14 protein-coding genes are annotated in these 11,665 nt (G+C 72.4%); 2 read left to right on the top strand and 12 right to left on the bottom strand.

The annotated features are described in order from the left end of the window. Positions 1-11: 11 nt before the first annotated feature. From ACIA5F_RS23425 to ACIA5F_RS23370, 12 genes are all read right to left on the bottom strand, one after another. A complete protein-coding gene (locus ACIA5F_RS23425; RefSeq protein WP_399356001.1) occupies positions 12-458 on the bottom strand; it encodes a Fur family transcriptional regulator in 447 nt (148 codons plus the stop codon). A 133-nt stretch (positions 459-591) separates the two neighbouring features. Then, complete coding sequence (locus ACIA5F_RS23420; RefSeq protein ID WP_399355999.1) at positions 592-1,164, bottom strand: FABP family protein; 573 nt, start codon at positions 1,162-1,164, stop codon at positions 592-594. A 341-nt stretch (positions 1,165-1,505) separates the two neighbouring features. Beyond that, a complete protein-coding gene (locus ACIA5F_RS23415) occupies positions 1,506-2,408 on the bottom strand; it encodes a hypothetical protein (protein WP_399355997.1) in 903 nt (300 codons plus the stop codon). Then, positions 2,405-3,286: a hypothetical protein gene (locus ACIA5F_RS23410; RefSeq protein WP_399355996.1), complete on the bottom strand. Its 882-nt coding sequence runs from the start codon at positions 3,284-3,286 to the stop codon at positions 2,405-2,407. The genes ACIA5F_RS23415 and ACIA5F_RS23410 overlap by 4 nt, the downstream gene beginning before the upstream one ends. Further along, positions 3,283-4,053 carry a hypothetical protein gene (locus tag ACIA5F_RS23405; RefSeq protein ID WP_399355993.1) on the bottom strand — a complete coding sequence of 257 codons (771 nt, stop codon included), beginning with the start codon at positions 4,051-4,053 and terminating at the stop codon, positions 3,283-3,285. Before ACIA5F_RS23405 ends, ACIA5F_RS23410 begins: the two co-directional genes overlap by 4 nt. Positions 4,054-4,235: 182 nt before the next feature. Further along, on the bottom strand, positions 4,236-4,553 hold the full coding sequence (locus tag ACIA5F_RS23400; RefSeq protein WP_399355991.1) for a DUF3099 domain-containing protein: 318 nt from the start codon (positions 4,551-4,553) through the stop codon (positions 4,236-4,238). 158 nt (positions 4,554-4,711) lie between these two features. After that, positions 4,712-5,002 (bottom strand): DUF1416 domain-containing protein, encoded by a 291-nt coding sequence (locus ACIA5F_RS23395; RefSeq protein WP_399355989.1) that lies wholly within the window; start codon positions 5,000-5,002, stop codon positions 4,712-4,714. Positions 5,003-5,050: 48 nt separating this feature from the next. Beyond that, complete coding sequence (locus tag ACIA5F_RS23390) at positions 5,051-5,893, bottom strand: sulfurtransferase (protein ID WP_399355987.1); 843 nt, start codon at positions 5,891-5,893, stop codon at positions 5,051-5,053. A 179-nt stretch (positions 5,894-6,072) separates the two neighbouring features. Next, positions 6,073-6,153: an Ms5788A family Cys-rich leader peptide gene (locus ACIA5F_RS23385; RefSeq protein WP_399356142.1), complete on the bottom strand. Its 81-nt coding sequence runs from the start codon at positions 6,151-6,153 to the stop codon at positions 6,073-6,075. Between the two features lie 173 nt (positions 6,154-6,326). Beyond that, entirely contained in the window at positions 6,327-7,043 is a 717-nt protein-coding gene (locus tag ACIA5F_RS23380) for a DUF2993 domain-containing protein (protein ID WP_399355985.1), read from the bottom strand. A 118-nt stretch (positions 7,044-7,161) separates the two neighbouring features. Further along, positions 7,162-8,919, bottom strand: a complete 1,758-nt coding sequence (locus ACIA5F_RS23375) for a hypothetical protein (RefSeq protein ID WP_399355984.1) — start codon at positions 8,917-8,919, stop codon at positions 7,162-7,164. Positions 8,920-8,929: 10 nt separating this feature from the next. Beyond that, positions 8,930-9,184, bottom strand: coding sequence for a MoaD/ThiS family protein (locus ACIA5F_RS23370; protein ID WP_399355982.1), 255 nt, complete (start codon positions 9,182-9,184; stop codon positions 8,930-8,932). 536 nt (positions 9,185-9,720) lie between these two features. Here ACIA5F_RS23370 and ACIA5F_RS23365 point away from each other — a divergent pair. Both ACIA5F_RS23365 and ACIA5F_RS23360 read left to right on the top strand, forming a co-directional pair. Then, a complete protein-coding gene (locus ACIA5F_RS23365) occupies positions 9,721-10,524 on the top strand; it encodes a response regulator transcription factor (RefSeq protein WP_399355980.1) in 804 nt (267 codons plus the stop codon). Positions 10,525-10,548: 24 nt separating this feature from the next. Further along, positions 10,549-11,571 (top strand): LacI family DNA-binding transcriptional regulator, encoded by a 1,023-nt coding sequence (locus ACIA5F_RS23360; protein WP_399355978.1) that lies wholly within the window; start codon positions 10,549-10,551, stop codon positions 11,569-11,571. Positions 11,572-11,665: the final 94 nt, after the last annotated feature.

The raw sequence follows: 11,665 nt of genomic DNA, 5'->3' as shown, positions 1-11,665 counted from the left end.
CTACGACCCGGCTACGCGGGCCCGTCACGGTGTCCGGCGGCGCACTTCCCGCAGAGCCCGAAGATGGCGAAGTGCTTCATGTCGGTCTCGAAACCGAAGGTGTCGCGGAGCTTGGCGGTGAAGTCGGCGGCGATGTCCACGTCCGCCTCGATGACCCCGGTGCAGTCGCGGCAGACCAGGTGGATGTGGTGGTGCCGGTCGGCGAGGTGGTAGGTGGGGGCCCCGTGGCCGAGGTGGGCGTGCGAGACGAGCCCGAGCTCCTCCAGCAGCTCCAGCGTCCGGTAGACGGTGGAGATGTTGACCCCGGAGGCGGTCCTGCGCACCTGCACGAGGATCTCGTCCGGGGTGGCGTGCTCCAGGGTGTCGACGGCCTCCAGCACAAGCTGGCGCTGCGGAGTCAGCCGGTATCCGCGCCGCCGCAGGTCGGTCTTCCAGTCGGTGCCCTCGGTGCCCACCACCCGGCCAGTGTAAGCGCGGGAGACGGGCCGCCGGTGCCCCCGGACCGGTGTCCGGGGGCAGCCGTCCGTCAGACCGGCTCACGGGTGGCTCCCGGGTCCCTCAGCGGTCCCTCGGCGCCCTCTCCGTGCTCTCTCAGCGGAAGAAGGCGATGCCGTCGTCCGGCATGTCCGGGAGGTTGCGCGCCATCTCGGCGACCTCCTCGGGCGTGACGACCTTCTTCAGCTGGGCCGACATGTACGGGCGCAGCTCGACCTCGGGGGTGGCCTTCTCGCCGACCCACATCAGGTCGCTCTTCACGTACCCGTAGAGCCGCTTGCCGCCGCTGTAGGGGCCGGAGGCGGCGGTGCGGGCCACCGCGTCCGTGGCCACGTCGATCTGCGGCTTCTGGTGGGCCAGCTCGCCGTACCAGACCTCCACGACGCCCTGGTCGCGGACCATGACGATCTCGACCTTGCGGTCGGCGTCGATGCGCCAGTAGCCCGACTCGGACTCCAGCGGGCGCACCTTCTCGCCCTCGGCGTCGAGCACCCAGGTGTGCGAGGTGTACTCCAGGAAGTCCCGGCCGTCGTGGCGGAAGACGACCTCCTGGCCGAAGTTGCACTTCTCCTCACCGGGGAAGTCGAAGACGCCCGCGCCCTCCCAGGTGCCGAGGAGGAAGGCGAGGGGGACGAGGCCCGGGTTCAGGTCGGACGGAATCTGGATCATGAATGGCTGCTCAGGCGATCTGTGGGAGGGACATCCGGAATATCCGGGATGTCCCGGACGGGCGGCGACGGCCGGTCGGGTAACCGGGCGATCAGGTGATCAGGTGATCAGCGCTGGCCCTGGTACAGCTTCTTGACGGTCAGGGCGGCGAAGGCCGTCACGCCGACGCAGACCAGGACCAGCAGGGAAGTGAAGACTGCCTCAAGCACGGGGTGCTCCTCGGAGGTTTCGGTCGGGTCCCCCGGACGGAGACCGGGGGGCGGTACAGGGCCGGTCCCCAAGCCTACTGGCCCGGGGACCGGCGCACTCGGTGAGGTGGGCCGCACCGAGGACGCGGTACGTCAGCTCAGGAGCTGGCTCTGGAGCAGCACCGTCTGGTGGAAGGGGACGGACCGCACCGCGCCCTTGCGGGTCTGGACGATCACGCCCTGGACGTCACCCGCCTGGAGGCAGCCGAGCCGGGTCTCCTCGTCGCCGAGGGGCTTGGCCTCCTGGTAGACGCTGATGTCGCTGTTGCCGAGGATTCCGGAGCCCTGGAACCCCTTGCCGGCCAGCGTGCTCCGCTGCGAGGTCTCGGCCTTGTTCCAGTCCGTGTCGCCCTCCAGCCGCCCCGCCCCGGCGAGCCGGGTGGTGGTCTCACAGCCGCGGAAGCCGTCCACGAAGCCGTCCGAGTGGAAGCGCAGCAGGTAGAGCCTGGTCCGGGTGCCGTCCGGCATGGTCCAGCCGCGGGCGGCGATCTGGCGCAGCCCGTCGTTCTCCAGCCGCTGCTTCAGCTTCTCCCGGTCCTCGGGGGCGTACTCCGTCAGGAAGGTGTCGGCGGAGACCGCCCCGTCCTGGCCGGGCGTGAGGCCCTGGTCGGGCCCGGCGCCCTGCGGCGCGGGCAGGAGCAGCTTGTCCAGCGGCGCGTAGTGGATGCGCCGCGGGTTGTCCGGGCCCTGGGGCAGGGGCGCCCCTGCGGGCAGCTCGGGCCGGGAGAGCACCGGATAGACCCAGCGCCCGTCACTCACGGTGGACAGCCCGGGCAGCTCGGTGCGCTCGGCCTGGACCAGCCCGTACGCGACCCCCGTGCCGGTGGCGGCGAAGGCGAGGACGGCGGCGGTCCAGCGCAGGCCCGCGAACAGCCTCCGGCGGTCCTTGACCGGCGCGGGAGCCTCCGGGGCTGCCGGGGCTGCCGGGGTCTCCGATACGGGAGCCTCGGCCGGGGTGGCCTGCGGGGCGGGCCCGTCGGTCTTCTGCTCGCTCACACGGACTCCCCGGGGGACTTCAGGTGGTTCAGCTGGCGCGTGAACAGGCTGACGGCGTCGGAGGCGGAGAGGAACAACGACGTGGACCCGTACGCACGGAAGTGCACCAGGACATCACCCTGGACCGCCACGCAGCTGATGCTCTCGATCTTGACCCGCTCCTCCAGCCGGTCCGGGCCCTCGCGAAGCAGCACGCACGTCGCGTCGGGGAACCCGTCCGCCTTCGGCCCTTCCCGGCCGTCACCGGTCACCTTCAGGAACGTCTTGGTGAACTCGGCGATCTTGGCGAGGAACTGCGGCTCGGCCTGGGTGAGCTCGATCTCCACGGCCGGCTCCCCGAGAACCCTGGAGACGTAGCTGCGTCCGGCCGTGCCCTTGAGCTTCAGACCGTCCAGCACCTTGTCCCGCTGGGCACGCTGCTCACCGCTGAGACCGGACGCCTTGTCCTTGTACTCCTGGACCGCCCGCGCGCCCGGGACGGAATAGTTGTTGCCCTCACGGTGGATGTCCGGGCCGGGGTAGTAGCCGGACGGAATCGGCAGGAGCTTGGCCATGAGTTCGTTCGGCGGCACGGTCGGGACGGGCTCGGCCGTGCCGGAGGACCCGGGCCCGTCGGCGGTCCAGTAGTGGGTCGGCGCGCTCCGGTCCGCCCTGCCGAGCAGGTCCGACACCCAGAAGCCGCCACCCGCGAGGACGGCGACGGCGAGCACGCCCGCCACCAGACCCACGGCCTTCCGGTTCGCCCTGAGCGCGGGCACTACGGGCTCGGGCCGTCCGGACGCCAGAACCTCCGGGCCGGTCCCTCCGAAAGCGGGATCTCCGTATGCGGTCTCTTCGGACACGGGCCCTATGGCCGTGCCCTTCTTGTCGTCGCTCACAGCCGCTCCCACTGCCGCTTGGCCAGGTCGGCGAAGACCCGCTCGTCGATCACACCGCTGTAGTCCCTGGAGGAGATGTCCATCACGATGTCGCCGCGCCGGGCAATGGCCCGCGCCCCGCGTACCGGCTCGTACCCGGGCTCCCGCGTCGCCTTCGAGTCGATCCACAGGTGGCCGTAGTCGGCGGGCACGCCCGGGATCTCCTTGCCCGCGTCCCCCGCGCGCGTCTCCTGCCCCTCGGAGAAAGCCCGGCGGTCCTCGGCATCCCTGAACGACTGGTACTGGAACAGCCGGATCGAGACGGAGTTCCGGCCGTTCCCGGACCACCGGAGGAGGACGATCCGTCGGACATCGTCCCTGAGCAGGAAACGGAGGCCGTCGTCGGGGTTGTCGTAGTAGTCGGTGGCGTGTTCGTCCAGGGACATCGGGCCGGAGCGTTCGATCTCCGCCCCGGCCGGGGCCTCCAGCAGGAGGGTGGACAGGTCGTCGTCGGTCTTGTGCCAGCGGTGGGCGTTGACCGAGCGCAGGCTCGTGTTCCCGTCCGCGGCGAGCGGCTTCAGCGCGGCCATCGACTGCTGCGCCAGCGGGGGCAGCGGGGTGGGTGCGCGGTGGTACTGGACCGCGTAACCGGTGACCGTTCCGGCCAGGACCCCCAGGGCCACGGCTGCGGCGATCAGGAGGGTCGTACGGCGCGGGTGCCGGGTGCGTGGTGCGGCGGCGGTTTCCGGCGCGGCCTCGGGGGCCGGCGCGGTGCGTGCGTCTTCCAAAGGTGTCCCCCCACAGGACTGGAGGCGCGGGATGGGTACCCGCGCGCAGTCCAAGACCCTAAGGGGGGACGAGCAGTTGTACGCACGCTCATAACGATCTTATGCACGGGCGGGCGGCACGGGCCCGCCCGATCGGCGCCGTACGGTGTCACTCCTCGTGGCGGTGCCACTCCTCGGCGGTGTCACTCCTCGTGGCGGTGCTTCCCGTCCAGCTCGTCCCACCACTCGTCCGACTTCGGGTCGCCCGAGGGATCGTCCCACCAGCGGTCGTCCGGGCCCCGCCGGTTCGCGGTGATCGCGGCGATCGGCGGGATGACCATGGCGACCACGCACATGGCCACGGCCGCGGGCACCGACCACAGGCGCACGAAGGACCAGGCGGAGACGAAGAGGAACAGGCATCCGCCCATCAGCAGGAAGTAGGCGCGGCGCCGCCGGGCGTACATGTCTCCAGCGTAGAGCGGGCCGGCGCGAAGACAACCCCGGCGGCCGTCCACCATTGCGGACGGCCCCGGACGGCCCCGGACGGCGCGAAGGGCCGCACCCCGCTCCAGTGGCGTCCAACCCCCGGGGGTGCGGCCCTTCGGCCGGTCTTGCGAAGCGATCGGACCGCGACCAGACCGCGGTCAGTCCGTGGTCGGACCGTGGCAGTCCGTGGTCAGACCGCGATCGCCACGTCCGTCACGCCGCCGGACTCGGCGACGACCACGGCGCGGTCCGCCTCGCCGCCCGGGACGAGCGCGCGCAGCGTCCAGGAGCCGGTGGCGGCGTAGAAGCGGAACTGGCCGGTCGCCGAGGTCGGGACCTCGGCGGTGAACTCGCCGGTCGAGTCCAGCAGCCGCACGTAGCCGCTGACGGGCTCGCCGTTACGGGTCACCTGGCCCTGGATGGCGGTCTCACCGGGCTTGAGCGTCGCGAGGTCGGGCCCGCCGATCTGTGCTCCACACATGTTCTCTGTCCTGTTCCTAGGGAGATCCAGCGGTCTTGCGGTCGGGTGTTACTTCGCGGCGCCCAGCTCGATCGGCACGCCGACCAGCGAGCCGTACTCGGTCCACGAACCGTCGTAGTTCTTGACGTTCTGCTGGCCCAGGAGCTCGTGCAGGACGAACCACGTCAGCGCGGAGCGCTCGCCGATGCGGCAGTAGGCGATGGTGTCCTTCGTGTCCAGCTCGACCTGCTCCGCCACGTAGAGGGCCTTGAGCTCTTCGTCGGACTTGAAGGTGCCGTCGTCGTTGGCGTTCTTCGACCACGGGATGTTGCGGGCGCTCGGCACGTGGCCGGGGCGCTGCGACTGCTCCTGCGGGAGGTGCGCCGGGGCGAGCAGCTTGCCGGAGAACTCGTCGGGCGAGCGGACGTCGACCAGGTTCAGGGTGCCGATCGCGGCGAGGACGTCGTCGCGGTAGGCGCGGATGGAGGTGTCCTGGGCCTTCGCCTCGTAGGCGGTGGCCGGGCGCGCCTTGACCTCCTTCACCAGGTCGCGGGAGTCGAGCTCCCACTTCTTGCGGCCACCGTCGAGGAGGCGGACGTCCTGGTGGCCGTAGAGCTTGAAGTACCAGTAGGCGTAGGACGCGAACCAGTTGTTGTTGCCGCCGTAGAGGACGACGGTGTCGTCGTTGGAGATGCCCTTGGCGGAGAGGAGCTTCTCGAAGCCCTCCTGGTCCACGAAGTCGCGGCGGACCGGGTCCTGGAGGTCGCTCTTCCAGTCGATCCGGACGGCGTTGGTGATGTGGTTCTTCTCGTACGCGGACGTGTCCTCGTCCACCTCGACGATCACGACGTTCGCGTCGTTCAGGTGGGCCTCGACCCAGTCGGCGTCTACGAGGACGTCGCTGCGGCTCATGGTGTTCTCCTCCGGGGCAGTGTGCGGCGGGGCGGTGCTGCTGCTGGATGGTGACGTGGGGCGGGTCCCGCGTCCGGCTGCGCTCGCCGGTCCTGAACGCGGAGGCGGTCAGGGGCAGGGGGCGGGTGCGGTCACGCGGGGAGCCGTCGTCCGGCTGAGGGAGCGGATGCGCTCACCGGTCACATGGATCGACAGAGCATGGCGGCGACGCGACACAGGTCTACTGCCCGTCGCTTCGTGAGGTCCGCCTGCTGCTTCATAGTCATGGATCGTAGGGACGAAGCAGGCACCCTGTCACCGTCGTTTCACATATCGAGACAGGATCGTCCGAAATGCGGGACGCGTGCCCTCCGGACGGCCCCTTGAGGGCCTTTCGGGGCCCTCTGGAGGGGGTCGGTGCGGCCGATCCATCTGCGGACCGGACCGCACCGTCTCACGATCCGGCCAGCGACACGTCCGTACCGCCCAGAACCAGGCGGACACCGGTCTCGTCCGAGGTCAGCGCGGAGAGCGTGAGCCCGGCGGGCAGGCCGCCGCCGAGGTCGCGGTCGAAGTCGGTCTTCTTGCGGACCAGGTTCTCGACGCCGGGGATGCCCTCGCCCGGCACGCTGTCGGCCCGCACCCGGACGGTCTTGCCGCCCTTCGTGCCCGGGGCGTCCACCAGGGAGACCGTCGCCACCACACTGCGGGTCAGGGAGGCGCCGCGGACGTTCACGGTGGCGGTGACCTTCACCTTGCCGGGGGCGCCGCCGTAGGCGAAGGCCGCGTCGCTCTGGAGGGCCTCGGCCAGGTCCGCGTAGCCGATGAGCCCGGAGCCCTCGGCCCGCCGGGCGGTGCCGCCGGAGTAGTCGGCGTCCAGCGCGACGCCGTGGAAGCCCGCGTCGATCCGGGAGATGCGGGTCTTGCGGCCCCCGGCGGTGGTCTCGACGCCGGTGAGCGTCAGGTCGACCCGTTCCAGGTCCCGGCTGAGTGCCTGGGTCAGGAAGGGGAAGCCGTGTATCCGCACGTCCGTGGTGCCCGTCGGCCCCTGCCGGGCCCGGAGCCGCTCGGCCAGCCGGTCCTCGGCGTAGCCGACCGCCCAGCGGTCCGCGCCCGTGAAGAGGGCGCCCAGCACCACACCAATGATCACTACGACGCGCAGAAGACGCACGTTCCCTCCCCCTCAGCAGACCGGTACGCGGGTCACAGTTGACCATGTACGTACGCCAGGAGGACGACGGCGGGACCCCGCAGGGTTCCGGCCCGGACCGGCCGGAACCCTGCGGAACTCAGCCCACCACCCGGCCGACCAGGTAGACGGCGGGCGCGGCGACCGCCAGGGGCAGGGCGACACCGGCCGTCATGTGGACGAACTTCGACGGGTAGTCGTACGCCGCCACGCGCAGCCCGATCAGCGCGCACACCCCGGCGGCCAGGCCGATCAGCGCGCCGCCCGCACCGACGGAGGTCAGCGCGCCGACCGCGAGGCCCGCACCGGCCGCGGCGGCCAGCGAGACGGCGACCGAGGGGGCGGCGGGCAGCGGCAGCGCACGGGCGAAGGCCGCGACGGCCACGGAGGCGGCCCCGACCGTCACGGCGGCGGGGGCGGCGGCCAGATAGCCCGCGCAGACGACGGCGAGGGCGGCGGAGGCCACGGAGGCCATCAGCCCGTACACGCGCTCGTCGGGGTCGGCGTGGCTGCGGAGCTGGAGGACCAGCGTGAGCAGCACCCAGGCCCCGAGGGTGCCGATGACCGCGGCGGGCGCGTGCGTACGGTCCACCGCGAGCACGGCCACGTCGGCGACGACGGCCCCGGCGAAGGCGAGGGCGATGCCCTGGCGGGCGGGCCACATGCCGTTGAGGCGGAACCACCCGGCCGCGGTGAGCCCCTGGAGGGCGATCAGCGGCAGGAGCAGGGCGAACTGCCCCAGGGCGGCGGCCACGGCGAGCAGCACCCCGAGGACGGCGGTCAGCAGGGCGGGCTGCGGCCCGGGGTCGATGATCGGCGACCGGCCCTCGGCGCGGGCCTGCGCCGGATCGACGACGCGGGTGCTGCCGGCGAGCGTGGGCGGGGAGAACCCGGGCTCCTCCCCCGGCACCGGGGCCGCACCACCGGCCGCGGCGGCGGGCGCGGTGTTACCGCCGCCGGGCGGCAGATCCGTGACGGGCGGCAGGTACGCGGTCCGCTCGGCCGGAGCCTCCCGGTACGGCGGCAGGTACGCCGTCTCGGCCCAGTCGGGCGCCGGAGCGGCCGCCGGGGCCTGGGCCTGGGCGGGAGCCGCGTCCGCCACCGGGACCGGGACCGGAGCGGGGTCACGGAACCAGCTCTCCGGGGCCGGACTCTGCTGCTGGGGAGCCGGGGCCTGCTGCGGGTACGGCTGGGGCTGCGCCTGCTGCGGGTACGGCTGCGCGGGGGCCGCGTACGGCTCCGGGTCCCGGTAGGGCGGCAGGTACGCCGTCGACTCGGCCGGAGCTTCGCGGTACGGGGGCAGGTACGCCGTCTCGGCCCGGTCGGGAGCCGGAGCGGTCGCCGGGGCCTGGGCGGGAGCCGCGTCCGCCACCGGGGCCGGGGCCGGGTCGCGGAACCAGCTCTCCGGAGCCGGACTCTGCTGCTGGGGCGGCTGGTACGCCTGGGGCTGCGCCTGCTGCGGGTACGGCTGCGGAGCCGGGGCCGGGGACTGCTGGTACGGCCGGGGCTGCTGGTACGGCCCCGGCTGCGCCTGCTCCGGGTACGGGTACGGGTAGGGCTGCGCCGGGGCCCCGTACGGCTGCGGCTGCTGTTCCCCGTACGGCTGCTGTTCCGCGTACGGCTGCGGCTGCGGGGCCGGGGCGGGCGGGGAGTCGTCGCGGAACCAGCCCTCGGGGGCCATCGGCGCGGGCGGCGGCGGGACCGGCCGGTAGGACGGCTGGACCGGCTGATAGCTGGTGTCCCAGGTCTCGGACTGCCAGGTCTGGGTCCCGTACGCCTCGGGCTGGACCGGCTCGGCCGGCGGGACCGGCCGGAGCCGGGGGTCCTGCTGTCGGCGCTGTTCCTCAGGAGTGCTCATCGGTTCCCGCTCACCCGCCCGCGAAGGGCGGGAGCACCTCGACGGTGCCCCCCTCGGACAGTGGTACGGCCTCGTGCGGGCGCTTGCCCACCGGCTCGTCGTTCACGAGGAAGGAGCAGCGCAGCAGGACCCGGGTCAGCTCCCCGGGGTGGCGCTCCCGCACGGCTTCGAGCGCCTCGGCCAGGTTCCGCGCCGAGTACGGCTCCTCCGCCGTCCCGGCCGCGGTTCTGGCCGCCGCCCAGTAGCGGATGGTTCCGGTTGCCACTGCTGCTCTCCTCGTTCGTCTTCGTCGTCGTCTTCTGCGGATTCTGTCTTCGTCGCTCGTCGGCTTCTTCACCGCCGGCCTCCATGATGACCCCTCGCCCCACCCCTCCCGGCGTGCCTCCGCGCGCCCCGTGTGCGCCCATGCGGCCCTCCGGAGGTCCACCGATCCGGTGAAAAACAGGTCATACGCAGGGAGGACGCGTGGTGCGGGCCACAGGGCGGAGTGACAGAGCCCCCTGCCGTGCCGGGGCCGGTGGGCTATTGTGCTGCGGGAGGACCCAGGCAATGTAGCCACCGGGTCCTTTTGTGCTTTCAGCGCGCTGTCGGCACGTTGGACGGACCGAGAACAGTGGTATCCATCCGGACTTCAGAACATGGGGACCGGGCGGCTGCCGGACACATCGTACGAAGCAGTGCCGCGAACTCCCCCAGCCGCCGCTGGGAGGTGCCCCCGGGACGGGACCGAGGAGGAACCGACGTGACGGACCACCGATCCATGCTTGACCACGGCGACGGAACAGGGCGAGGTGGTCAGGCATGAGCTCTCTCCTGCTGCTGACCAACGCACTGCAGCCGTCCACCGAGGTGCTTCCCGCCCTCGGCCTGCTGCTGCACACCGTCCGGGTGGCACCCGCCGAGGGCCCGGCCCTCGTGGACACCCCGGGCGCCGACGTCATCCTCGTGGACGGCCGCCGCGACCTGCCGCAGGTGCGGTCGCTCTGCCAGCTGCTCCGCTCCACCGGGCTCGGCTGTCCGCTGATCCTCGTCGTCACCGAGGGCGGTCTCGCGGCCGTCACCGCCGACTGGGGCATCGACGACGTCCTCCTGGACACCGCCGGTCCCGCCGAGGTCGAGGCGCGGCTGCGGCTGGCCACCGGCCGGCGCCAGCTCGGTTCGGACGACTCCCCGATGGAGATCCGCAACGGCGACCTGTCGGTGGACGAGGCCACGTACTCCGCCAAGCTCAAGGGGCGGGTGCTGGACCTGACGTTCAAGGAGTTCGAGCTGATCAAGTACCTCGCGCAGCACCCGGGCCGGGTCTTCACCCGCGCCCAGCTGCTCCAGGAGGTCTGGGGCTACGACTACTTCGGCGGCACCCGCACGGTCGACGTCCACGTACGGCGGCTGCGCGCCAAGCTCGGCCCCGAGCACGAGTCGCTGATCGGCACGGTCCGCAACGTCGGCTACCGCTTCGTCACGCCCGAGAAGGTCGAGCGCGCGGCGGCCGAGGCGGCGGAGCGGGCGGCCGTCCAGGGCCCGGCGGTGACCACCCCGGACGGCGCCCGGACGGAGCGGGCGACGGCGGGTGTTCACTCGGTGGGACGCCCTGCCCAGAGGTAGGTCACCCCGCGTAGACTTCCGCGCGTGGCCAAGGTGACGCGGGATGACGTGGCGCGACTTGCGGGTACTTCTACCGCCGTCGTGAGCTACGTCATCAACAACGGACCCCGGCCGGTCGCCCCGGCCACGCGCGAGCGTGTCCTCGCCGCGATCAAGGAACTGGGCTACCGCCCGGACCGGGTCGCGCAGGCGATGGCCTCGCGGCGCACCGACCTCATAGGCATGATCGTCCCCGATGCCCGTCAGCCGTTCTTCGCGGAGATGGCGCACGCGGTCGAACAGGCCGCCGCCGAGCGCGGGAAGATGGTGCTGGTCGGCAACTCCGACTACCGCGACGAGCGCGAGGTCCACTACCTGCGGGCCTTCCTCGGGATGCGGGTCTCCGGGCTGATCCTGGTCAGCCAGGGCATGAGCGAGCGCGCGGCCACGGAGATCGAGGCGTGGGACGCGCGGGTGGTCCTGCTGCACGAGCGCCCCGAGGCCATCGACGACGTCGCGGTCGTCACCGACGACATCGGCGGCGCCCAGCTCGCCACCCGCCACCTGCTGGAGCACGGCCACCCGTACGTCGCCTGCATGGGCGGCGTCGAGAGCACACCCGAGGTCGGCGACCCGGTGGCCGACCACGTCGAGGGCTGGCGGCGGGCCATGCTGGAGTCGGGCCGCCCGGTGGAGGGCCGCCTCTTCCAGGCCCCGTACAACCGGTACGACGCCTACCGCGTGGCGCTGGAGCTCCTCGCCGGGCCGGACCGCCCCCCGGCCATCTTCTGCGCGACGGACGACCAGGCCATCGGCGTGCTGCGCGCGGCGCGGGAGCTGCGGATCGACGTGCCGGAGCAGCTCGCCGTCGCGGGCTTCGACGACGTGAAGGAGGCGGCGCTGACGGACCCGCCGCTGACGACGGTCGCCTCGGACCGCCCGGCGATGGCCCGCGCGGCGGTGGACCTGGTCCTGGACGACGGCCTGCGGGTGGCGGGCTCCCGCCGCGAACGGCTGAAGCAGTTCCCCTCGGCCCTGGTGATCCGCCGCTCCTGCGGCTGCCGCTGACCGAGGAACCGCTCCACCTCATGGTGATGGGGCCGACTCGTCATACGCCGAGCCCAGCGCCCCGGAACACTGACCTCGGCGATTCGCCCACCAC

The sequence above is a fragment of the Streptomyces sp. NPDC051567 genome, assembly GCF_044454165.1.
GTDB lineage: Bacteria > Actinomycetota > Actinomycetes > Streptomycetales > Streptomycetaceae > Streptomyces.
This window is presented reverse-complemented; position numbering and strand designations above follow the sequence as displayed.

What these genes read in the sequence shown, in the direction of transcription:
- ACIA5F_RS23375 (WP_399355984.1), bottom strand. Translation starts at nt 8,919, where the DNA reads ATGAGCACTCCTGAGGAACAGCGCCGACAGCAGGACCCCCGGCTCCGG.
- ACIA5F_RS23365 (WP_399355980.1), top strand. Translation starts at nt 9,721, where the DNA reads ATGAGCTCTCTCCTGCTGCTGACCAACGCACTGCAGCCGTCCACCGAG.
- ACIA5F_RS23390 (WP_399355987.1), bottom strand. Translation starts at nt 5,893, where the DNA reads ATGAGCCGCAGCGACGTCCTCGTAGACGCCGACTGGGTCGAGGCCCAC.
- ACIA5F_RS23385 (WP_399356142.1), bottom strand. Translation starts at nt 6,153, where the DNA reads ATGAAGCAGCAGGCGGACCTCACGAAGCGACGGGCAGTAGACCTGTGT.
- ACIA5F_RS23400 (WP_399355991.1), bottom strand. Translation starts at nt 4,553, where the DNA reads ATGGTGGACGGCCGCCGGGGTTGTCTTCGCGCCGGCCCGCTCTACGCT.
- ACIA5F_RS23395 (WP_399355989.1), bottom strand. Translation starts at nt 5,002, where the DNA reads ATGTGTGGAGCACAGATCGGCGGGCCCGACCTCGCGACGCTCAAGCCC.
- ACIA5F_RS23420 (WP_399355999.1), bottom strand. Translation starts at nt 1,164, where the DNA reads ATGATCCAGATTCCGTCCGACCTGAACCCGGGCCTCGTCCCCCTCGCC.